The sequence below is a fragment of the Acidimicrobiia bacterium genome (assembly GCA_041394025.1).
Classification (GTDB): Bacteria; Actinomycetota; Acidimicrobiia; order IMCC26256; family JAOSJL01; genus JAOSJL01.
The window spans coordinates 1510576-1532446 of record JAWKJA010000002.1 but is presented as its reverse complement, the minus strand read 5'-3'; the positions used below and the strand labels follow the sequence as shown (position 1 = coordinate 1532446).

At 68.9% G+C, this 21871-nt stretch carries 18 protein-coding genes and 1 pseudogene; 10 read left to right on the top strand and 9 right to left on the bottom strand.

Annotated features, from left to right (window positions below):
* Window positions 1–1365: a HAMP domain-containing sensor histidine kinase gene (locus tag R3A49_07095; GenBank protein ID MEZ5170497.1), complete on the top strand. Its 1365-nt coding sequence runs from the start codon at window positions 1–3 to the stop codon at window positions 1363–1365.
* On the opposite strand, the gene R3A49_07090 is transcribed toward R3A49_07095, so the two are convergent.
* Window positions 1326–2528 carry a cytochrome P450 gene (locus R3A49_07090; GenBank protein MEZ5170496.1) on the bottom strand — a complete coding sequence of 401 codons (1203 nt, stop codon included), beginning with the start codon at window positions 2526–2528 and terminating at the stop codon, window positions 1326–1328. The genes R3A49_07095 and R3A49_07090 overlap by 40 nt on opposite strands.
* 77 nt (window positions 2529–2605) lie before the next feature.
* Here R3A49_07090 and R3A49_07085 point away from each other — a divergent pair, with 77 nt between their 5' ends.
* Window positions 2606–5011, top strand: coding sequence for a lysylphosphatidylglycerol synthase transmembrane domain-containing protein (locus R3A49_07085; protein MEZ5170495.1), 2406 nt, complete (start codon window positions 2606–2608; stop codon window positions 5009–5011).
* A 6-nt stretch (window positions 5012–5017) separates the two neighbouring features.
* On the opposite strand, the gene R3A49_07080 is transcribed toward R3A49_07085, so the two are convergent.
* Window positions 5018–5416 carry a TraR/DksA C4-type zinc finger protein gene (locus tag R3A49_07080; GenBank protein ID MEZ5170494.1) on the bottom strand — a complete coding sequence of 133 codons (399 nt, stop codon included), beginning with the start codon at window positions 5414–5416 and terminating at the stop codon, window positions 5018–5020.
* Between the two features lie 218 nt (window positions 5417–5634).
* On the opposite strand from R3A49_07080, the pseudogene gdhA reads away from it, so the two are divergent.
* Both gdhA and R3A49_07070 read left to right on the top strand, forming a co-directional pair.
* Window positions 5635–6977, top strand: a pseudogene (gene gdhA, locus R3A49_07075) (NADP-specific glutamate dehydrogenase).
* Between the two features lie 63 nt (window positions 6978–7040).
* Window positions 7041–7298 (top strand): hypothetical protein, encoded by a 258-nt coding sequence (locus R3A49_07070; GenBank protein ID MEZ5170493.1) that lies wholly within the window; start codon window positions 7041–7043, stop codon window positions 7296–7298.
* Between the two features lie 48 nt (window positions 7299–7346).
* Here the strand turns inward: R3A49_07070 and tal are convergent, their stop codons facing one another.
* Together tal and R3A49_07060 are read right to left on the bottom strand one after the other, a co-directional pair.
* A complete protein-coding gene (gene tal / locus R3A49_07065) occupies window positions 7347–8441 on the bottom strand; it encodes a transaldolase (protein MEZ5170492.1) in 1095 nt (364 codons plus the stop codon).
* A gap of 2 nt (window positions 8442–8443) precedes the next feature.
* Complete coding sequence (locus R3A49_07060; GenBank protein ID MEZ5170491.1) at window positions 8444–9058, bottom strand: DUF2231 domain-containing protein; 615 nt, start codon at window positions 9056–9058, stop codon at window positions 8444–8446.
* Window positions 9059–9170: 112 nt separating this feature from the next.
* On the opposite strand from R3A49_07060, the gene R3A49_07055 reads away from it, so the two are divergent.
* From R3A49_07055 to R3A49_07035, 5 genes are all read left to right on the top strand, one after another.
* Window positions 9171–9542, top strand: a complete 372-nt coding sequence (locus R3A49_07055) for a DUF488 family protein (GenBank protein MEZ5170490.1) — start codon at window positions 9171–9173, stop codon at window positions 9540–9542.
* Window positions 9543–9701: 159 nt separating this feature from the next.
* Entirely contained in the window at window positions 9702–11234 is a 1533-nt protein-coding gene (locus R3A49_07050; GenBank protein MEZ5170489.1) for a carboxyl transferase domain-containing protein, read from the top strand.
* A complete protein-coding gene (locus R3A49_07045) occupies window positions 11234–13240 on the top strand; it encodes a biotin carboxylase N-terminal domain-containing protein (protein MEZ5170488.1) in 2007 nt (668 codons plus the stop codon). Before R3A49_07050 ends, R3A49_07045 begins: the two co-directional genes overlap by 1 nt.
* 126 nt (window positions 13241–13366) lie before the next feature.
* Entirely contained in the window at window positions 13367–14602 is a 1236-nt protein-coding gene (locus R3A49_07040) for a cytochrome P450 (GenBank protein MEZ5170487.1), read from the top strand.
* Between the two features lie 32 nt (window positions 14603–14634).
* On the top strand, window positions 14635–15933 hold the full coding sequence (locus R3A49_07035; protein MEZ5170486.1) for an inositol-3-phosphate synthase: 1299 nt from the start codon (window positions 14635–14637) through the stop codon (window positions 15931–15933).
* A gap of 35 nt (window positions 15934–15968) precedes the next feature.
* Here the strand turns inward: R3A49_07035 and R3A49_07030 are convergent, their stop codons facing one another.
* The 4 genes from R3A49_07030 to R3A49_07015 form a co-directional block, all read right to left on the bottom strand.
* Complete coding sequence (locus tag R3A49_07030) at window positions 15969–16247, bottom strand: hypothetical protein (GenBank protein ID MEZ5170485.1); 279 nt, start codon at window positions 16245–16247, stop codon at window positions 15969–15971.
* A 41-nt stretch (window positions 16248–16288) separates the two neighbouring features.
* Window positions 16289–17509 carry a cytochrome P450 gene (locus R3A49_07025; protein MEZ5170484.1) on the bottom strand — a complete coding sequence of 407 codons (1221 nt, stop codon included), beginning with the start codon at window positions 17507–17509 and terminating at the stop codon, window positions 16289–16291.
* A 9-nt stretch (window positions 17510–17518) separates the two neighbouring features.
* On the bottom strand, window positions 17519–18610 hold the full coding sequence (locus R3A49_07020) for a phosphotransferase family protein (protein ID MEZ5170483.1): 1092 nt from the start codon (window positions 18608–18610) through the stop codon (window positions 17519–17521).
* Window positions 18611–18691: 81 nt separating this feature from the next.
* Window positions 18692–19480, bottom strand: a complete 789-nt coding sequence (locus R3A49_07015) for a glucose 1-dehydrogenase (protein ID MEZ5170482.1) — start codon at window positions 19478–19480, stop codon at window positions 18692–18694.
* Window positions 19481–19621: 141 nt separating this feature from the next.
* Here R3A49_07015 and R3A49_07010 point away from each other — a divergent pair, with 141 nt between their 5' ends.
* A complete protein-coding gene (locus R3A49_07010; protein MEZ5170481.1) occupies window positions 19622–20464 on the top strand; it encodes a DMT family transporter in 843 nt (280 codons plus the stop codon).
* A gap of 114 nt (window positions 20465–20578) precedes the next feature.
* On the opposite strand, the gene R3A49_07005 is transcribed toward R3A49_07010, so the two are convergent.
* The gene (locus R3A49_07005) at window positions 20579–21820 is read right to left on the bottom strand and encodes a CoA transferase (protein ID MEZ5170480.1); all 1242 of its coding nucleotides are present in this window, start codon (window positions 21818–21820) and stop codon (window positions 20579–20581) included.
* Between the last annotated feature and the right edge of the window lie 51 nt (window positions 21821–21871).

Genomic DNA, 21871 nt, shown 5'->3' with positions numbered 1-21871 from the left:
ATGTCCCTGCGCCGGCGGCTGGCGCTCGCATCGGGGCTCACCGTGGCACTGCTCACAGCCGTGGCCGCGCTCGTCCTCGTCACGAGCCAGTGGAACCTCGAAAAGGGGCGCATCACCGACGCCGCGGAGTTGGCGAGCATCGACCAGGCGGACGGTGTGAGCGCTGTCGACGGCGAGACGGCCCTTCTCCCGCGGGGCTCGGCCGACCTCGTGATCGCGGTCGATGGCGGTGACGTCGTCGCGTCGTCGGGTCGTGCCCCCGACGACGTCGTCGCCCGTGCTCTCGAGAGCGCCGGTGCCGTCGACGAGGTGGACGACGACACGGTCTCGCTCGAGGAGTTCGACTCCGACGGGGCGACCTGGGCGACGGCGGCGATGAGCTGCCTCGACCCCGACGCCTGTACGGCGATGGTCGTCGGAGTCCGCGCGCCGACCTGGTTCGGGGCCCTGGCCGACAGGCTGGTCCTCGTGGTCGTCGCCGTGGCCGGCCTCGCGGCACTGGCCGCGCTCGGGGCGGCCTGGTTGGCGTCGCGGGCGCTCCGTCCGGTGGAGGCGATGCGGGCCGAGGTGGCGGCAACCACCGCCACCGACCTGAGCCGCCGCGTTCCCGTCCGGCGAACGGGCGACGAGCTGGAGCGTCTCGCCACGACGCTCAACGACACCCTCACCCGCCTCGAGGCCGCCGTGTCGGCGAACGAGCGCTTCGTCGCCGATGCCGCCCACGAGCTCCGGAGCCCGCTCGCCGGGATCCGCGCCGCGGTCGAGCTGCGAGCCGCCGCCGACGACCTGCTGGCCGACGCCGTCGACGAGATCGACCGCGCGTCCCGGCTGGTCGACGACCTCCTGCTCCTGGCCCGCGGCGGCGGGCTCGCGACACACCGCGAGATGACGGATCTCAGTGCGCTGGTCCGCGACGACGTCGACGCTGCCGACACGCGTCACACCGACCTGAAGATCTCCGAGTCGACCGAACCGGTGCGTGCCGACGTCCAACGTACGACCATGAGCCGCGTGATCCGCAACCTCCTCGACAACGCCGCCGTCCACGGCGCCGGGCGGGTGGAGGTGGCCGTGACGGCGAACGGGTCGTGGGCGCAGGTCGTCATCGACGACAACGGCGATGGTGTGCCCATACAGGACCGGCAGCGGGTCTTCGAGCGATTCGTCCGGCTCGACGAGTCGAGGGCGAGAGCAAGCGGCGGCACCGGAATCGGGTTGGCGATCGTGAAGGAGGGCGTGGAGGCGCACGGCGGCACGGTCACGGTGCAGGACTCGCCTCTGGGTGGTGCCCGCTTCGTCGTGGCGCTGCCGCTGACTCGGGATCCTCAGGCGAACCCGGCAACCGAGAACGGGAGCGATTCGTAGCGTCGCACGAACTCGCCGGGGGCAAACCGCCCGGCGTGTGCGTCAACGGTGAAGTCCGGACACCGCTCGAGCAGCTCTTCCAGCGCCACACGTGCAGCCAGGCGCGCCGCCGGCGCCCCGAGGCAGTGGTGCGGTCCGTAGGAGAACGCCACGTGCTTCGCGATCTCACGTCCTGCGCGGAAGAGCTCGGCGTCGGGACCGAACTCACGGTCGTCGCGGTTCGCTGCGCCGTAGAGGAGCATCACCTTCCGACCTTCGGGGACGTCGACATTGTGGAGCGACACGGGTCTCGTCGTGGTGCGCGCCAGGTTCTGCACCGGGGACGTGAGCCGGAGGAGCTCCTCGATCGCTCCGGGGAGCAGCGCAGGGTCGTCGAGCAGAATCCTCCGCTGGTCGGGCTGGTCGGTGAGCAGCTCGGCGGCGCCTCCGAGAAGTCCTGTTGTCGTGTCGTTCCCGCCGGTGACCATCGTGAAGGCGAACCCGAGAATCCGCATGATCTCGGTGTCGTCGTCGAGGCCGGCATGGACGAGATCCGACACGGTGTCGTCGCCCGGTTCCACACGGCGCCGCTCGATGAGCGAGCCGAAGTAGCCGAACAGCTCCGTGCAGGCGTCGGCGGCGTCGAGCGCGTTCCCGCGGGCATTCGCAGCCACGATCTTCTCCGTCCATCCGTCGAAGAGGTGGCGGTCGTCGGGAGGAACACCGAGGAAGTGCGCCACGACGAGGCTGGGGAGTGGCTTGAAGAGCTCGGCGATGATGTCGGCCTCCCCGGCCTCCCGTACCCGTTCGACCGTCTCCACGACGAACGATCGGATCTCGGGCTCGAGATCCGCAACGACGCGCGGCCGGAACGCTCGGGTGACGAGTCGCCGGAACTCGGTGTGCTCGGGCGGGTCGAGCATCACGATCGGGGGCGCGGCCAAGCCGAGCGCCTCGGGGTCGTCACCCGGTCTGTGGGTGAGGCCGTGCGCCGACGAGAAGGTCTCCGTGTCGCGTGCCGCATCGAAGACATCCTGGAAGCGCGACAGTACCCAGAAGTCACCGCCGTCGGCCGTCGAGTGGTGTACGGGGTCGTCGTCGCGCAGAGCCCGGTAGTCCTCGAACGGGTTCCGCCACAGTTCGCCCCCGCGTGGAATCCATGCGGGAGCCGTTGTCGTGGTCACAGCGGTGGAGTGTTCGCCGGAGCTGTTTCCTTGTCAAGGGAAAACCACGCAGACGTCGACGGTCCGGCCCGGTATCCGTGCCAGACTCTGCGGCCATGGGCTCCGCCGTCGCCCCCACGGTGTCCGAAGCTTCTCGGGAACGGTGGGTCCGTCATCCCGCCGACCTGGCGCGCTTCGCGTTCACCGCGTTCATCGCGTTCGTCGTGGCACTGCTCACCGTGCTCGACCCCAAGGCGGCACGCAACATCTCCAACTCGGTCATCGATCTCGTCAACTATCTCCCCGGCCCCGTTGCATCAGGGATCATCGGGCTCACGCAGTTCCTGGCTCTCGCGGTTCCCCTCGCCGTCGTCGTGTCACTCGCACTCGCACGCCGGTGGAGGGTCATCGGTGTTCTCATGCTGGCCGCCGTGCTGGCGGCCGTGACCATGGCGATGCTCAACGGTGTCCTCGAGGACTCGGTCCCGGCCGAGGCGGTGAGGAACAAGAACGTCGACTCCTGGTTCTTCGGCGCTGCGTTTCCCTCCAGCGCCTACCTCGGTGCCGTCGTCGCAGGGATCGTCGCCGGAGCGCCCTGGATGCCCCGGTCGTGGCGACCCCTCGCCTGGGCCGGCGTCGCAGCGCTGTGTGTCAGCCGGCTCGTCACGGCCGTCGAGGTCCCGGTCCACCTCGTCGAGGTGCTGGTGCTGGGGGCTGCCGCGGGATCAGCGGCGCTGCTCATCACCGGCGCACCGCGCCGCCGGGTCGATTCACGACGCGTCATGGGCGCGCTGGCCGACGGGGGCATCGTCGTGTCCGAGCTCGTCCGCCTCGACCCCGATTCCACCGTTCCGACGTTCCGGGCGAACGGCGAGGACGGTGACCTCTACGTGAAGGCACTCGGGCGCGAGCAGCGCGACGCCGATCTGCTGTTCCGCGTGTGGCGCGTGCTGACACGCAAGGGTCTGGGTGACGCCGTGCCCGCCGCATCCGTCCGGGGCTTCGCGGAGCAGGAGGCACTCGCGCTCTCCCTGGCGGGTGCGGCCGGTGTGGCGTGCCCCCGACCCCGTGGTCTCAGTGCGACCGCCGACGACGTCGTGGTTCTGGCGACCGACTGGGCGGACGACCCGTCACTGACGAGCGTGAACGGTGGGTCGGGGATCACCGACGAGATGCTTCGGGCCGCTTGGCGCCAGGTGGCGACGCTGCGGCGGCACCGTCTCGCACACCGGGCCCTCTCGGCCGACAATGTCCGTACCGGCGCCTCGGGCGCCACGCTCACATCGTTCGACCGGGCGCAGATCGCAGCCGAAGACCACGGTCTCGCCGTCGACGTGGCGGAGCTCCTCTGTTCGACGGCCGTGCTCGTCGGCCCCGACCGGGCGGTCGCCGCAGCCCGCGCGGAGCTCCCACGTGAAGCGCTGGCGGACGCTCTTCCTCTGCTCCAACCCGCTGTCCTGACCTCGGCGACACGCAAGGCCGTCAAGGGACGCGACGACCTCATGGAGGAGCTGCGCGCTGCCACCCAGAGCGCAGCCGAGGTCGAGGAGTTCGAGCTCGCCAAGGTCAGCCGTGTCTCTCTGCGCGGCATCGTGTCGCTCGTCGGCTCCGCGGTGCTCGGCTACTACCTCTTGTCGCTGGTCTCCAACTGGTCGGAGACCTGGGACACACTCCAGCAGACCGACTGGTCCTACATCCCGTGGCTCCTGGTCCTCATGGTGGCTACCTACCTCGGTGGGGCGCTGAGTCTCATGGGAGCGGTCCGAACGGACCTCCCGTTCGTCACGACGAGCCAGGTGATGTTCGCCCAGTCGTTCCTCAACCGGTTCACGCCCGCCAACGCGGGGGGCATGGCACTGCGGGCCCGCTACCTGCAGCTCCAGGGGGAGGACCTGACCGTCGCTGCCGGGAGTGTGGGCCTCACGTCTGCCGTGAGTGGTGTTCTCCAGGCGGTCTACCTGCTCGTGTTCGTGTTCTGGGCCGGGACGACCGACGAGCTCTCGAACGTGAGCGCCCCCGGGTGGGGAATCGTTCTGCTCGTCGTGGTCGCCGTCGCGGCGATCATCGGCTTCGTCACGCTCAGCGGACGGGCGCAACGCGTCGTGCTCCCGTGGGTGAAGAGGTCGTTCGGAAAGATCTTCGAATCGCTGCGCGACCTGGCGAAGCAGCCCCGGAAGATGGTGCAGCTCTGGGGAGGGTCCGCTGCCGCCAAGCTGGCGACGGTGTCGGCCTTCTACGTCAGCGTCGTGGCGCTGGGTGAGGGCATGTCCTTCGCCGAGGCCGGGTCGATCTACATGGTCGGCGCCACCATCGGTGCCGCCGTCCCGACTCCGGGCGGCGTGGGTGGGATCGAAGCCGCGCTCACAGCTCTCCTCGTGAGCGCGGGCGTCGACAATCCGACGGCGGTGTCGATCGTGCTGCTCTTCCGGCTCATCACCTTCTGGCTGCCCACGATCCCGGGTTGGTTCTTCCTCCAGTACGTGCAGCGCAGGAAGATCGTCTGAGACGCCTCAGCTCGGGGGCGCGGCCTCCTGGCACGTCACGCAGAACCGGGCCGCGGGCATCGCCCTCAGGCGTTCGAGGGGAATCGGCTGCTCACAGGAGGTGCAGTTGCCGTAGGTGCCGTCGTCCATCCGGCCGAGGGCGGCGACGACCTCGGCGAGCGCATGGTCGGCGTTGTGCTCGAGCACTGCGTTCACCCGACGCTCGATCTCGTTGGCGGTGTGCTCGGTCTCACCCTGGCCGTGTGTGGCACTCGACGCGTTCTCGTCGTCCTTGTGGACGTGGGCGCGCACGAGCAGCTCGTCACGTTCGTCCTCGAGGGCGCGTCGCAGCTCGGCGAGCTCGTCGGGACTCGGCGGTTGCGCCGTGGGGCGATCCGATCGGGAGGTCTCCGATGAAGCGGGCATGTGGCCAGGATAGCGCCACACCGACCCCGTTTCGGCAGAGAAAACTCCGTCTCCGCCTGCCTCGTTCCCACCCTCCGTCGGGACACCCGAACGCGCCCTGACTAGCCTGGAACCGCGCCGGTTCACAGGATCCGGACACAGCGCCGGAATCGAGGACGGGAGGCACCAGTGTCCGATGTGCCCGGCCGCCGGGCGGCCCCGATCGACCGTTGCCGCCGATGATCGACGAGAAGCTCGAAGGCGTCTTCACCGACGTCGTGCGTCGCAACCCCAATCAGCCGGAGTTCCAACAGGCGGTCCGTGACGTCCTGGAGTCGATCGGCCCGGTGATCACGAAGCAGCCGGAGCTGGCCGACGCCAAGATCATCCAGCGCATCTGCGAACCGGAGCGCAGATCATCTTCCGGGTCCCCTGGCAGGACGATCACGGTGAGATCCACATAGAGCGCGGGTACCGGGTCGAGTTCAACAGCGCCCTCGGCCCGTTCAAGGGTGGCCTTCGCTTCCATCCCTCGGTCAACACCGGGATCGTGAAGTTCCTCGGCTTCGAGCAGGTCTTCAAGAACGCCCTCACCGGTCTTCCCATCGGCGGGGGCAAGGGCGGGTCCGACTTCGACCCGAAGCACCGGTCCGACAACGAGGTCATGCGGTTCTGTCAGAGCTTCATGACAGAGCTCTACCGCCACATCGGGGAGTACACCGATGTTCCTGCCGGCGACGTCGGTGTCGGTCGGCGCGAGATCGGCTACCTGTTCGGTCAGTACAAGCGCATCACGAACCGCTACGAATCCGGCGTCCTCACCGGCAAGGGAACCGAATGGGGTGGAGCACTCGTTCGTACCGAGGCGACCGGCTATGGCACGGTCTTCTTCCTCGACGAGATGTTGCACGAGCACGGCGAGACACTCGAAGGAAAGCGCTGCACGGTCTCGGGGTCGGGCAACGTCGCGATCTACGCGATCGAGAAGGTCAACGAGTTGGGTGGTCGTGTCATCTCGTGTTCCGACAGCGACGGCGTGGTCCACGACGCGAAGGGCATCGACGTCGAGCTGCTCCGTGAGGTGAAGGAGGTGGAGAGGCTACGGGTGCGTGACTACGCGGAGCGGCGTGGTTCCGACGCGCGGTTCCTGGCCGATGCCACACCCTGGAGCCTCCCGTGCGACGTGGCCATCCCGTGCGCCACACAGAACGAGATCACCGGTGCCGACGCCGCCACCCTTGTCAGGAACGGCTGTCGTGCGGTGGTCGAGGGCGCCAACATGCCGACCGCGTCGGCCGCCGTGCAGATCCTTCTCGAGGCGGGGATCCTGTTCGGCCCGGGAAAGGCGGCGAACGCGGGGGGCGTGGCCACCTCGGCGCTCGAGATGCAACAGAACGCGAGCCGCGACGCCTGGTCGTTCGACGTGACCGAGCGGAGACTCGGCGAGATCATGGCGGGTATTCACCAGACGTGCGTGGAGACGGCCGACGAGTTCGGCGTACCCCGCAACTACATCGTGGGAGCCAATGTCGCGGGCTTTCGACGGGTGGCGCGGGCAATGGCGGCTCTCGGCGTCGTGTAGGTCGACCTCGCGCGATCGGGCCGCGTAGGCGGTTCCGGCGCCCGGTTCTGTAGTTTGCCCGGGATGACCGGCACACCCGAGTACACCATCCCGGACCCCGAGCCCAAGGAGATCGACGAGAAGCTCTCGATCGAGCTCCGGCACCTCGCCGACAACGCAGTGCTCAAGGGCAAGCCCTCCGGCGACGAGAAGTGCGAGAACTGCCTCTACTACCTGGAGAACACGGCGGAGATCTCGTACTGCTGGCACCCGAAGCTGCGGATCCTCGTCGGCGCGCAGTGGTGGTGCCAGTGGTGGGAGGAGATCCCCGACGACGGGTGAGCCCGGGCCCGGCCCCCGGTCGGCGACGACCCACCGGCCGTGACCCGGTCAGCTCCGGACACGCACCTTTCGGTCGAGCGTCTCCAGGACGTGGCGGAACGACTGGTGGAAGCCGTCGACACCCTCCGCCTCGAGCGTCGTGCCGACGTCGTCGATGACCACACCCACGTCGGACAGGCTCTCCATGGTGGCGGCGGCCCCGTCGAGGTCACGGTCGATCGTGCGCTCGACGGCACCGTGGTCCTCGAAGGCCTCGATGGTGGCCTCGGGAAGGGTGTTGACCGTGTCGGGACCGATCAGCTCGTCGACGTACATCGTGTCGGGGTACGCGTCGTTCTTCGTCGACGTGGAGGCCCACAGGGGGCGTTGCCGGTGGGCACCGCGGGCAGCCAGTTGCTCCCAGCGGTCACCCGAGAACTCGGCGTCGAAGAGCTGGTAGGCGAGCCTCGCCTGCGCGATCGCGACCCGGCCGCGGAGCCCGAGTGCCTCGGGAGTGCCGATCGCCTCCAACCGACGGTCGACCTCGGTGTCGACACGGCTGACGAAGAAGGACGCGACGCTGTGCACGCCGCCGAGCTCACCCCCGTTGTCGGCGAACTCCTCCAGCCCCGACAGGTACGCGGCGATGACCTCCCGGTACCTCGTGAGGGAGAAGATCAGCGTGACGTTGATGTTCCGGCCCTCGGCGGTCATCGCACGGACGGCGGGTACACCTTCGGGCGTGGCGGGGATCTTCACGAAGAGGTTGGGCTCGTCGATCCGCTCGTGGAGGGAGCGTGCTGCCTCGATGGTGGCATCGGTGTCGTGGGCGAGCTCGGGGGCGACCTCGATCGAGACGAAACCATCGCCGCCGCCGGCAGCGTCGAAGGTCGGCCGGAGCACCGCGAGTGCGCCGCGGACGTCGTGCACGGCCATCTCCCAGTACGCGCTGGTGACGTTCTCACCGCTCCTGATGAGCGAACCGAACTGCTCGTCGTAGGCGTCTCCACCTTCGATGGCCCGTGCGAGGATCGTCGGATTGGCGGTCACCCCCCGGATGCCCGCGTCGACGAACCGGCGTAGCGTCCCGTTTTCGATGTAGTCGCGGGTCAGGTTGTCGAGCCACGGGCTCTGCGCCTGCTCCTCGTGGAGGCGGTGGAGCATCGTCACACCGGGACCTCCTCCTCGACGGGAGAGTCGGGGCGGTCCTCGACGTCCTTCTCGCCCGGGAAGACGTCGGTCTCGGAGCGGTGCCAGACAGGATGGTCGCCGGCGGTCTCGACGTTGAAGCCGTACTCGTAGACGAGACTCCCGCCGAAGGTGGACCCGATCGACACGAGAAGGGCGACCACGCCCGACAGCACGACGATCCCGACCGGCGCCACCGCCGCGGTGTTGTACACGTTCAGCCGCCAGACGATGTCGACCAGAGCGAGGAGGGTGACGACCACCATGATCGCGGCGTGCGTGTTGATGGTTCGCCGGGCCTGCGTCCCCGCCTCGGACGAGGTGTGCCGGTCCCAGAAGCCGGTGAGGGCGGCGAGTACCGACACCAGAGCGCCGGCGATGAAGACGAAGGTCCCGGCGTGCCACAGCTCGCGCGTCCACGTGTGCCCTGTCCCACCGATGGCGGACACCAGGTCGAAGGCGGCGGCCAGGATGTAGGCCGCGATGGGCACGTCGGTGAGCGGCGGGTGGAGGGGCTTGCCGGACCACCCCCGCAGACCCTTGAAGGTGCGCCCCTGCATCGTGAGCGTGGGTCGGACCGAGAACTTCCGCATGGCGCCTCCGCTTCTACCGGGGTCACCGCGAAACAACGCGGGCGCACGGGATTTTATTTCCAACCGATACTGGATAATTTGTTCCTCGACGAGCAGCGGAGAGGGGAAGGCCATGAGTTCCAGGGTCTGGACACGGCGGGCCTACGACCCACCCGGTCGCGTCGACGGTCGGCGCGTTCTCGTCGACCGGCTGTGGCCCCGGGGGGTCTCGCGCGACGACCTGGAGATCGGCACGTGGCTCCGCGACGTGGCGCCGAGCGACGACCTCCGGCGGTGGTACGGCCACGACACCGACAAGTGGGAGGAGTTCCGCCGCCGGTACCGTGACGAGTTGGCCGACGAGCCGGCGTCGGGGGCGCTCGATGAGCTGAAGGCGCTCGTCGACAGCGGCCGCGTGACGCTGGTGTTCGGGGCCAAGGACGCCGACCACTGCAACGCGACGGTCCTGGCCGAGATCCTCGCCGAGCACGTGGAACGGAACTGAGCTCTCCGGTCGCGTAGCCGCCACCGACCCGCGGCGACCGATTGCCCGAGCTGCCGGAGGTGGCGCGGTAGCGTGCCCGCTGTGCCGACACCGTCCCGCCCGGTTCTCCGCAGTCATCTCGACACGGGCTCTGACGACTACCGCTCCAACCGCGACGCGATGGTCGGACTGTGGGACGACGTGGCGTCCGAGCTGGCCGCCGTCCCGACCGTCGGGGGAGAGCGCTACGTCGACCGGCACCACAAGCGGGGCAAATTGCTCGTGCGGGAGCGCATCGAGGCGTTCGTCGATCCCGACACCCCGTTCCTCGAGCTCAGTCCCCTGGCGGCGTGGGGAACCGGCGACCCGGTGGGCGCGGGGACCGTCAGCGGGATCGGAATCGTCGAGGGCACCGAGGTGATGATCAGCGGGACAGATCTCACCGTGCGCGGGGGATCGGCCAACCCGAACACGCTGGCCAAGGGTGCCCGCCTCTACGAGATCGTCCGGCGCAACCGGCTGCCACTCGTGATGCTCAACGAGTCGGCGGGAGCCGACCTGCCCCGGCAGGCCGACATCTTCGTGCCGGGGGGTGCCCAGTTCAAGAACCTCACGCAGCTCTCACGTCTGGGGATTCCCACGATCACCCTCGGGTTCGGCCCCGCCACCGCCGGCGGTGCGTACGTGCCCGGGATGAGCGACTACGTCGTGATGGTCAAGGAACGGGCCACGGCCTACCTCGGCGGGCCGCCACTCGTGAAGATGGCGATCGACGAGGACGTCGACGAGGAGACGCTCGGAGGCGCCGAGATGCACTCGCGCACCAGCGGGTTGTCGGACTACCTCGCCGTCGACGAGATGGACGCGCTGCGCATCGGGCGCGACATCGTGGCGCACCTCAACTGGCAGAAGCTCGGCCCCGGCCCGACCGAGCCCGACGACCCACCGCTCCACGACCCGGGCGAGCTGATCGGGTGCGCGTCGGCCGACGTGCGGGTCCCCTTCGAGGTCCGGGAGATCCTCGCCCGCACACTCGACGGCAGCCGCTTCGAGGAGTTCAAGCCGCTCTACGGCGACAAGCTCGTGTGCGGCTGGGCGTCGATCCACGGCTTCCCCGTCGGCGTCCTCGCCAACAACGGGATTCTCTTCTCCGAGGAGTCGGAGAAGGGCGCCCAGTTCATCCAGCTCTGCAACAGGACCGACACGCCGCTGGTCTTCTTCCAGAACATCACCGGCTTCATGGTCGGGTCCAAGGCCGAGCAGGGGGGCATCATCAAGAACGGCGCCAAGCTGATCAACGCCGTGTCGAACTCCGACGTCCCGCATCTCGTGATGATGGTGGGGGCGAGCTACGGGGCCGGGAACTACGGGATGTCGGGCCGAGCCTACGACCCCCGGTTCGTGTTCACGTGGCCGAACCACCGGATCGCCGTGATGGGTCCCCGACAGCTCGCCGGCGTGATGGACATCATCGCCCGGCGCTCCGCCGAACGCCGCGGAACCGACGTGGACGAGGAGGAGCTCTCGGCGCTCACGTCGGCCCTGGAGGAGCAGGTCGAGGGTGAGTCCACGGCGCTCTACGCCACGGGGCGACTCTGGGACGACGGCATCATCCATCCCAACGACACGCGCACGGTGCTCGGCATGGCGCTGTCGACGGTCCACAGCAACGAGGTGCGCGGGAGCACCGAGTTCGGGGTCTGGCGCCACTGATGCTCCGACGCCTCCTCATCGCCAACCGGGGCGAGATCACGGTGCGGATCGCCCGCAGCGCGCACCGTCTCGGGCTCGACACCGTGGGGGTCTACTCCGAGCCCGACCGCGACGCCCTGCACGTCGACACCGTCGACCGCGCCGTGGCTCTCGGCGGCGCCACACCTGCGGAGTCGTACCTGCGTATCGACGCCGTCCTCGACGCGGCGCTGTCGACCGGCTGCGACGCGGTACACCCCGGCTACGGGTTCTTGGCGGAGAACGCTGATTTCGCGCGGGCGGTCGTCGACGCCGGGCTGGTGTGGGTCGGACCGACCGCGGCTCAGATCGAGCTCCTCGGCGACAAGGTCGCCGCCAAGGAGGCGGCCGTCGACGCAGGCGTTCCGACGACCGAGGTGCTGGCGGCCGCTCCGGGGTCGGTGCCGGGCGACGTCCCGATCCCGGCGCTGGTGAAAGCCGCCGCCGGGGGTGGCGGTCGCGGGATGCGGATCGTCCGCGACGCCGATGATCTCAACTCGGCCGTGGAGGCCGCGGCGCGGGAGGCGAAGTCGGCCTTCGGCGACGGCACCGTGTTCATCGAGCCGTTCGTCGAGCACGGCCGCCACATCGAGGTGCAGATCCTCGGCGACACGCACGGAAACGTCGTCCATCTGGGCGAGCGCGAGTGCTCGATCCAGCGGCGCAACCAGAAGATCGTCGAGGAGGCGCCCTCGGCGGGGATCGACCAGGTCACCCGGGTCGCTCTGTGCGACGGCGCACTCGCGCTCGCCCGCCACGTCGGCTACGAGAACGCCGGCACCGTCGAGTTCCTCGTGGGCGACGACGGGACGATCACGTTCCTCGAGGTCAACACCCGCCTCCAGGTGGAGCACCCGGTCACCGAGGCCGTCACCGGCCTCGACCTGGTCGAGCTCCAGCTCCGGGTGGCGGCCGGGGAGCCACTTCCCATCGCCCAGGACGACGTGTCGGTGTCGGGCCACGCCATCGAGGCACGACTCGTCGCCGAGGAACCCGCGGCGGGTTGGCTTCCCTCCACCGGCACGATCGAGCGCTTCGAGATCGCAGACATGGTGCGCACCGACCCGGGCGTTCGCAGCGGCTCGGTCGTGTCGCCCGACTACGACTCGCTCCTCGCCAAGGTGATCGCGTACGCCCCCGGCCGCGAGGAGGCGGCCCAGACCCTCGCCCGTGCACTGCGCACCGCACGGATCTCGGGCGTGCGCACGAACCGCGACGCCCTGGTGGCCGTCCTGGGCGACGGCGACTTCCTCGCTGCCGAGACCCCGACGAGCTTCCTCGACGATCATCCCGCTCTCGTCGATGCCACCGGCCCGACCGGTGACGACCGCCTGGTGCTCGCGGTTGCAGGTTCGCTGGCCTTCGAGCGGCGCAACCGCGACGCCGATCGGCTGTGGGGGTTCGCCCCGTCGGGTTGGCGAAACCTCCGGACGCGCGGGCAACGCCGGGTTCTCGTCGACGACACCCTCCGGGAGGAACTGCGACTTGAGTACGTCCGGACGCCCGGCGACGGGCTCACGTTCCTCGTCGGCGACTGGCCCGAGCCCGACGAGGAGGGTGCTCTGCCCGACGACGAGCGCCGCGCCGTGAATGTCCGTGAGCTACGAAGCGACGGCGACGTGGTCGTCGTGGAACTCGACGGCGTGCGCACGTCGGTCTCCGTCACGCTCTCGGGCGCCCGGTTCGACGCCGTGTCGGAGGCGGGCTCTGCGGCGTGGGCACTCGAACCGCTGTTCACCGGCCAGGACGCCGACATGGCGGGCGGCGGTCCGCACGCCCCGCTCCCCGGCACCGTGATCTCGGTCGACGTGGCAGTCGGCGACAGCGTCGAGGAGGGCCAGACCCTCCTGGTCCTCGAGGCCATGAAGATGGAGCACCGCATCACCGCCCACGGCCCGGCGGTGGTCACCGACGTCCGTGTGGCAGCCGGCGACAAGGTCGATGCGGGAGACCTCCTCGTCCACCTCGAGGCCGACACCGATTCCTGAGGGAAGTGGACCCGAACCGAACGTGACCCCCTGCGATGGGCCGCGCCCGACGGCACCGGTATCGTGTCCGGTGTGACCGACCACATCGGCGAGCTCACCGCGTCGACCGACGCCGCGATGGCGGCGATGCGTGCCGGCGGGTTCGAGCACCGCGGCGACCATCCGGTGCGCGACGACATCGACCTCATGGACGGCGGCTTCTACGCTACGGAGCCCCACGAAGCGTGGACGTGGATGCGCCGGAACGCGCCCGTCTACCACGACCCGCACACCGACGTGTGGGCTCTGAGCCGCTACGACGACATCGTGGCGTCGGAGAAGAACCCCGAGGTCTTCTCGAACGCCGCCAACATCCGGCCGCGCATGGAGGCCACCCCCATGATGATCTCCATGGACGACCCCGAGCATGCGCTTCGACGCAAGCTCGTGAGCCGTGGATTCACACCTCCCCGCGTACGTGCGCAGGAGGCCCGCCTGCGCCAGATCTGCGACGACCTGCTCGACGGTGTGTGCGAGCGTGGGGAGTGCGATTTCGTGTGGGACGTGGCCGCGCACCTTCCGCTCATCGTGATCGCCGACATGCTGGGGTTCCCCGAGAGCGACCGGCCGCAGCTCCTCGAGTGGTCCGACCAGATGCTGAAGGGCACGACGTCCACCGACCCCGAGGCGCTGCTCGAGGCCGCCGGCGCCATGGAGGGCTTCTGGGGGCACCAGACGGCCGCTATCGAGGAACGACGTGGATGCCCGGCCGACGACCTCATCTCGGTCCTCGTGCACGCGGAGGTCGACGGCGACTCCCTCGACGACGACTCGCTCGTGTGGGAGTCACTCCTCATCCTCATCGGCGGTGACGAGACCACGCGGCACGTCATCAGCGGGGGCCTGGCGGAGCTGTGCCACCACCCCGACCAGCGCGACGAGCTCGCTGCCGATCCGTCGTTCATGAAGTCGGCCGTGGACGAGATGCTGCGGTGGGTGTCGCCGGTCAAGAACATGAACCGCCGAGTCACGCGGGATGTCGAGCTGCGAGGTCAGCGACTCAGAGCCGGCGATGACGTCCTCATGCTGTACCCGTCGGCCAACCGCGACGAGGAGGTGTTCGACGACCCGCACACCTTCGACATCCACCGGAGCCCGAACCTGCACCTGGCTTTCGGTTTCGGGCCGCACTTCTGCATGGGGAGCGCCCTGGCCCGCCTGGAGCTCCGCGTCCTGTTCGAGCAGCTGCTGGCCCGGATACCCGATGTCGAGTTGGCAGTTCCCTACACGGACCTCCCGCGCCGGGCGTCCAGCTTCATCAGCGGTTTCGAGTCGCTGCCGGTCAGGTTCACCCCGACCGCTCCGGTCGGGGCCCCGGCCTGAGCCACCGACCCGTCCGTGTGGCAGGGTGAGGCATGACCTCCACACAGATCACACCTGCCTCAGGCCGCCTGGGCGTGCTCACGCCCGGGCTCGGCGCCGTGGCGTCCACCTTCATCGCCGGCGTTCTCTCAATCCGCAACGGGCTGTCCGCGCCGGTCGGCTCCCTGTCCCAGATGGCCCACATCCGCCTCGGCGGGCGTGACGAGGGCCGCAATCCGCTGATCCGTGACTTCGTTCCGCTGGCTGACCTCGATGACCTCGTCTTCGGCGCGTGGGACCCCATCTCACCCAACGCTCTCGAGGCGGCCCGCACGGCGGGTGTGCTGAGCGACGAGGATCTCGGCCCGATCTCGGCCGAGCTCGAAGGGATCGTCGCCATGGACGCCGTCTTCGACAGCGAGTGGGTGAAACGGCTCGACGGCCGGCGTGTGAAGGCGGTGAGAGGGAAGCTGGCACAGGCCGAGGCACTCATCGACGACATCGAGCGGTTCCGCGCCGACAACGACTGCGACCGACTGGTGATGGTGTGGTGTGGCTCCACCGAGGCCTACCAGGAGATCAGCGACGTTCACCAGAGCATCGAGGCGTTCGAGCAGGGGCTGCGCCGTGACGACGTCGACATCGCTCCCAGCCAGATCTACCTCTACGCGGCGCTGATGTCCGGCGTGCCGTTCGCCAACGGCGCACCCAACCTCTCGTGCGACGTCCCGGCCCTGGTGGAGTTGGCGAAGAGGCGGGGCATCCCGATCGCCGGCAAGGACTTCAAGACCGGCCAGACCTGGATGAAGACGACCCTCACGCCGGGCCTCAAGGCGCGGATGCTCGGCATCGACGGGTGGTACTCCACGAACATCCTCGGCAACCGCGACGGCGAAGTGCTCGACGACCCCGAGAACTTCAAGACCAAGGAGGTCTCGAAGCTCGGGGTGCTCGACACGATCCTCCAGCCCGACGTGTACCCGGAGCTCTACGGAGACATCGACCACGTCGTGAGGATCAACTACTACCCGCCACGCGGCGACAACAAGGAGGGCTGGGACAACATCGACATCTCAGGCTGGCTCGGCTACCCGATGCAGATCAAGATCAACTTCCTCTGCCGCGACTCGATCCTGGCGGCACCGATCGTGCTCGACCTCGCACTGTTCCTCGATCTGTCCGCACGTGCCGGTGAATCGGGTGTGCAGGAGTGGTTGAGCTTCTACTTCAAGTCGCCCGACACGGCGACCGACCTTCCTCCGGAGCACGATTTGTTCATCCAACAGACGAAGCTGAAGAACACGCTGCGCGAGTGGATGGGCGAGGAGCCCGTCACCCACTCCGAGGTCTGACGACTCCGGGCCGGCAGCCGACGCGAGGCCTGCTGTCAGTCGTAGCGGCGCTGGTCTCTCTGGCGAGCGCCACCCAACCAGTTGGCGATGTCGAGCACGAAGCCCATGCCCACGAGGAACCAGCCGAAGCCGCTCACACCGACGATGGGCTGGTAGGCGATGGCGTAGAGCAGCGTGGTGAACGGCAGGAAGACGAACCCGGCCAGGGCGATCCAGAAGCTGTCGAACGCCAGCGCCATGCGATTGCTGAACAGCCAGACGAGGAAGATCGCGAATCGGGGTGCGAAGGCACCCACCAGGACGACAAGGCACACGGCTCGTTCCTTCCGGTCGGTCGGCCTCTCCCGGGCGTCGCTCAGACGGAGACGGGCACCCGGTGGAATCCCCGCACGTTACTGGTGTGGACGCGCTCGAGGCCGGGCGTGTCGATCTGCCACTCGGGGAATCGTGACAGCACCTCCTCGAGGGCCACGCGCGCCTCGAGCCGGGCGAGCGACGCTCCCAGGCAGAAGTGGATCCCGTAGCCGAACGTGACGTGGCGCGAGAACACACGCGAGATGTCGAACGTGTCGGGGTCGTCGTACTCGCGCTCGTCGCGGCCGGCGCTCCCCGTGAGCAGGAGCATCCGGGAGCCGGCGGGAACGGTCGCGCCGTGCAGCTCCACGTCGCGGGTCGTCCAGCGACCCTGAACGGGTGACGGGGCCTCGAAGCGCAGCAGCTCCTCGACGGCGTTGGGGATCCCCGTCGGGTCGGCGGCGAGCCGTGCCCGCTGGTCGGCGTACTCGGCCAGGATCACGGCGGCGTTGCCGAGGAGGCGTGCGACGGTCTCGTTGCCGGCGGCAAACAGGAGCACGGTGAAGTCGTGGATCTCGCGGCGCGTGAGCCGGCGCCCGGTGCCGTCGGGATGCTTCAGCTCGGCGGCGAGGAGAACGGACACGAGATCGTCGCCGGGACTCTCTCTCCGCTCGTCGATCAGGTCGAGGATGTAGGCGCCGAGTTCCGCCATGGCGTCCAGCGTGGACTCACCGGGAACCTCGCCGTCGGGTCCGCGGTAGAGCATCGTGTCGGTCAGGTGGCGCAGCCGGTCCTGGTCGTTCTCGGGAACGCCGAGCAGAGAGGAGATCACCGCGGTCGGCAGACGGGCCCCGAAGTCCTGGACGAAGTCGAAGGTCGTGGCCGAACGGCCCGCGGACCCCTCGACGACGCTGTCGAGGAGGCCCGACGCGATGGTACGGGCACGCCCCTCCAGCGCGCTGATTCGTTTCGGTGTGAACGCTCCCGACACGAGGTGCCGGAGCTCGTCGTGCTCGGGTGGGTCCGTGAAGATCATGGAGGCGTCGGTCTGCTCCTCCTCGGTCATGAGATCGAGCACCGTGCCGTGCGCCGACGAGTACGTGCGCCAGTCGAGCGAGGCCTCGAGGACGTCGGCGAAGCGGCTGAGCGCCCAGAAGTCGTGCTCGTCGTTCCTGTACAGCGGAGCCTCGTCGCGCATTCGCCTCCACACCGGGTGCGGGTCCGCGTCGATCCCGTAGTCGAACGGGTCGTAGACGAGGGGTGTGCGCGCGGGTGCCGTCACGGAGTCCTCTCAGAGCCCGGTGATCTTCCGGAGGAGCGGCAGCGGGTGGATCGTGTCCTCGGGGTTGTCGGGCGGCTCGGTCTGGCCCGAGGCGACCGTTCGGGCGTCGGTTCGGGTGATGATGGCCGAGAACCGGTATCCGGCGAACGCCTCGTACCACTCGAGATCGTACAGACGCGCACCCGCTACGTGTTCGTAGTGGTCGATCGTGGCGTCGCGGTCGGGGACGTGGACCCCCGGCTCGATGCCGAGCTGGTCGGCCACCTCCACGAAGAAGCGGTGCAGGAACAGTGACCACCCCACATCGGTCTCGCGGGGGCCCAGGGCGGCCATCTCCCAGTCGAAGACGGCCACCGGGGTGAAGTCGCGGAACATGATGTTGCCGAGTCGTGCATCGCCCCAGTTCATGACCGACGGGCCGGGATCCGGTGGCCTGTTCTCCACGAGCCAGTCGAGCGCGGCGGTGATGGTCGGATACCTCCCGACGTCACATGCCCACGCCAGGAAGTCGCGCTCGCGGTTCAGGTAGCGGCCGAGGTCGTCGTCGCCGTCCCCACCGCGGTCGAGAAACGTCAGGTCGTGGTCCCGGGGATTGAGGGTGTGGACTCCGGCGAGCACGTCGATGGACGACAGCCAGAGCCGCTCCTGGTCCTCCGTGTCGGCGTCGTACACCCAGCCCTCGAACGTGTAGGGGGGCAGGTCGGGAGGAACCTGCCCGTCGACGCGGTCCATCACGAAGAAGGGAGCGCCGAGCACGGCGCCGTCCGGCTCGAACCAGCGGGGCCGTGGGACGGGAACCGACGTGTGCTCCTGCACGGTCTCGAGGCAGCGGAACTGGAGCTCCATGTCGTAGTGGGGGAAGACGGGAACGGGGTCGTCGGGCTCCATGCGCGCGACGAGTCGTTCCGGCGGTCGCCCGTCTGCCCATGCCGCCTCGAACAGGACGGTTTCGCTCGACATCCCGCTGGAGCCCGACATCGGCTCGACCGTGACGGTGGGTGGGCTCGTCGATTCGCGCTCGGCGAGCCACGCCGAGAGACGTGGTTCGACGTCGTCGGCGCTGCGGCCCCGGGGACTCGCGGTGGGGAGTGACTCAGGCACGTTTGCTCCGGGCGGCGGTCAATGTGACGTCATTGTGCCCCGGGACGGGCACCCGCCGCCTCCGGGCCCGGGCGGGTCGGCTCAGAGGTCGGCCGGAGGAAACTCGAACTGCTGTGTCTCGACGCCTCCGTCGACCTGCATGATCTTCCCGGTGACCCACTGCGAAGCGGGGCTCGCCAGGTAGACGAGCATGGCGGCGACGTCGTCGACCTCACCGATGCGCCCCATCGGCGTTGTGTCGACGAGCTGCCGTTCGATGGCTTCGTCGGTCTTGACGTATTCGAGAGCGGAAGTGGCCACCGCCCCCACCTCGATCGCGTTGACCCGTACCTTCGGGGCCAGCTCGGCACCGAGGCTTCTCGTCATGAAGGACAGCGCGGCCTTGGCGGTGCCGTAGGCGACGAAGCCCCGCAGGATGATGCTTGCCGTGCGCGACGAGATGTTCACGACGGCGCCTCCGTCGGACTCCGCCATCTTCGGCGCGGCGAGACGTGTGAGCAGGAACGCCGTCGTGACGTTGAAGTGGAACGCCTCTTCGAAGTCGGAGTCGCTCGTGTTCAGGAACTCCTGGGGCGGCCATCCACCCGCGTTGTTCACGAGAACGTCGATGCGGCCGAACTCCTCCATCGTGGCGTCGATGAGGCCTTCCAGGTCGGCGCGTTGGTTCACGTCGGTCGGAACGGCCAGACCCCGCCGCCCCCGGTCGACGATCTGGGCCACCGTGTCGTCGATTTGATCCTGCGAGCGTGCCGCGCACACCACGTCGGCGCCGATCTCGGCGAGCGCGGTTGCCGAGCGCTCACCGATTCCGCGCCCGGCTCCGGTGACAACAGCCACCTTTCCGTTGAGGTCGAAGCGGTCGAGAATCATCGTGGCCTCCTGGACATGAGCCAGGAATCTATCGATCCGTCACCGACAGGAGTGCACCGGACCGGCTGACGCCGAAAGACGGGCGCAGTTCTCGCGACGAAGAGAAGGGGCGACGACCCCGGCGGTCATAGCCTGTGCGGCTTGGCCTTCCTGCTCGGACTCCTCACCGCCGGCGCCTTCGGTAGCTCGGACTTCCTCGGTGGCTTCGTCACGCGTCGCAACGCGGTCACGGCTGTGCTCGTCACGACGCTCGCCACGGGGTTCCTGGTGTCGCCCCTCCTGCTCGTGCTGTTCCCCGAGCCGTTCCCGGGGACGAGGGTCGTGCTCCTGTCGGCAGGTGTCGGGATCATCGGGACCGCCGGGCTCGGGCTGCTCTTCACCGGTCTGTCGATCGGGCGGATGAGCGTCGTGGCCCCGATCAGTGCCGTGGGCAGCTCCGTGATTCCGGTTCTGTGGGGGATCCTGACGGGTGAGAGGCCGTCGGTGGTCGCCGTGGTGGGCATCGTGGCAGCCCTCGTGGCCATCGTGCTCGTTGCGCGCGGGCCCGAGGCCCAGCCGTTCGAGGGAGGGTCGCGGGTCCGGGAGCTGCTCGTCGCCGCGGGTGCCGGAATCGGATTCGGGGTGGCCTTCATCTTCTTCTCCGAGACGGGTGACCACGCGGGCTTCTGGCCGGTGTTCCTCTCGCGGTGCTTCAGTCTCCCGATTCTCCTCGTGATCGTCGTCGTCGCCCGCCTCCCGAAGCGCCTTACGAGCCGGGACTACCCGTTGTCGATCGGCGGCGCTCTCCTCGAGCTCAGTGCCAACGCCTTTCAGCTCCTGGCGTTCCGCCGAGGCCTGATCAGCCTCGTGGCTCCCGTGTCGGGTCTGTATCCTGCCGTCACCGTGCTCCTGGCGCGCGTCGTGCTCAGCGAGCGCATGGGGCGCAGTCAGGTCGCGGGCCTCGCCATCGCTCTCACAGGCCTCGTCCTCATCGCCGTCGGGTGAGGCGGGGAGCCTGCGTCCCGAATCGTTCGTGTCGTGGGCTGTCGTCGGAGTCGAGGATCAGCGGCGCAGGTATCCTGCGCCGCCCGAGCGACGACTCGGGAAACGCGCTGGGCCCTACTCCGTTGGGCCCAGCGCGCCGGTAGAGCGCAGGTTGTCGATCCGGTCGCTGTCGTAGCCGAGGACCTCGGTGAGCACCGCCTCGGTGTGCTCGCCCACATCAGGCGCGCGCGTCGGCACCGGGTGTTCACCGTCGACGATCTTCACCGGGAACGGCAGCTGCTCGGCGTCGAGGCGCTCCCGCGGGATCCACGGGAAGCGGTCCTGGAACTGGGGGTCGTCGGCGATCGTCTGCGGCGTGTTGACCGGCGCGATCGGCACGTTGTGCTCGAGACCGAAGTCGATCCAGCCGCGACTCGACCGTTCGGCGAAGATCTCCTTCAGCTGCGCCTGCAGCTCGCGGTTCCCCGGGGCGTGGTCGGCGTACTTGGACCCCGGGTACCTCTCGAAGAGCTCCTCGCGTCCCACACCCTCGCAGAAGTTCTTCCAGAAGGCCTGCTCCGACGCCATGAAGAGCACGTAGCCGTCGGACGAGTCGTAGATCTGGTAGCGCACACCGGAGCGCATCCCGGCGGTTCCGGGCGCGCGACGTTCGTAGTTGTCGGCGGCGTTCCCCGTGACCTCCGACTCGGGCCGCTCGTAGGCACGCCAGGTCTCGGAGCGGTACCAGTCCATGTAGGCGGCCGCGTCCGACTGCGCCACCTCCATCTGGGTCCCGTCCCCCGTCGCGCGGGCGTGCACGATGCCGGCGAGGATGCCGAGCGCCCCGAAGAGGGGGCCGGCGTGCATCCCCATCGACGGGTGCTCCGGGATGACCGTGAACCCCTCCTCGTCGGTCTCGGGGTTCACGAGGCCCGCCCAGGTGTCGTAGGCGATGCCGTGGCTCGGCAGGTCGCGGTAGGGGCCGGTGGCGCCGTAGCCCGACACGGTGCAGAACACAATGGCCTGGTTCACAGCCTTCAGCTGCTCGTAGCCCAGCCCACGACGTTCCAGCGCGCCGGGGCGCATCGCCTCCACGACGGCGTCGGCCCCGCGCACGAGGTCGAGGTAGACCTCCACGGCCTCGGGTCTCTTGAGGTCGAGCACGAGGCTCTTCTTCCCGCGGCTCACGTGGAGGTGGAGCAGCGAGTTCCCCTGCACGATGGGCCATGTCATCTGACGGATGTAGTCGCCCGCCGGCGGCTCGACCTTGATGATGTCGGCCCCCATGTCGGCGAGATGTGTCGTGATGGCGCCGGGGCCGAGAAGCGAGCTCTCGATCACGCGGACGCCGTCGAGCAGGCGGGTTGTGGCAGGCATGTGGACCTCGGGGGTTCGTGGATCGTCACAGGCTGGCCCGCGGCGCAGGGC

Bases quoted from the DNA above. Each gene is read 5' to 3' on its own strand.
- R3A49_07095 (MEZ5170497.1), top strand. From the start codon at position 1: ATGTCCCTGCGCCGGCGGCTGGCGCTCGCATCGGGGCTCACCGTGGCA.
- R3A49_07080 (MEZ5170494.1), bottom strand. From the start codon at position 5,416: ATGCCCGCTTCATCGGAGACCTCCCGATCGGATCGCCCCACGGCGCAA.
- R3A49_07070 (MEZ5170493.1), top strand. From the start codon at position 7,041: ATGACCGGCACACCCGAGTACACCATCCCGGACCCCGAGCCCAAGGAG.
- tal (MEZ5170492.1), bottom strand. From the start codon at position 8,441: ATGCTCCACCGCCTCCACGAGGAGCAGGCGCAGAGCCCGTGGCTCGAC.
- R3A49_07060 (MEZ5170491.1), bottom strand. From the start codon at position 9,058: ATGCGGAAGTTCTCGGTCCGACCCACGCTCACGATGCAGGGGCGCACC.
- R3A49_07055 (MEZ5170490.1), top strand. From the start codon at position 9,171: ATGAGTTCCAGGGTCTGGACACGGCGGGCCTACGACCCACCCGGTCGC.
- R3A49_07050 (MEZ5170489.1), top strand. From the start codon at position 9,702: ATGGTCGGACTGTGGGACGACGTGGCGTCCGAGCTGGCCGCCGTCCCG.
- R3A49_07045 (MEZ5170488.1), top strand. From the start codon at position 11,234: ATGCTCCGACGCCTCCTCATCGCCAACCGGGGCGAGATCACGGTGCGG.
- R3A49_07040 (MEZ5170487.1), top strand. From the start codon at position 13,367: ATGCGTGCCGGCGGGTTCGAGCACCGCGGCGACCATCCGGTGCGCGAC.
- R3A49_07035 (MEZ5170486.1), top strand. From the start codon at position 14,635: ATGACCTCCACACAGATCACACCTGCCTCAGGCCGCCTGGGCGTGCTC.
- R3A49_07015 (MEZ5170482.1), bottom strand. From the start codon at position 19,480: ATGATTCTCGACCGCTTCGACCTCAACGGAAAGGTGGCTGTTGTCACC.
- R3A49_07005 (MEZ5170480.1), bottom strand. From the start codon at position 21,820: ATGCCTGCCACAACCCGCCTGCTCGACGGCGTCCGCGTGATCGAGAGC.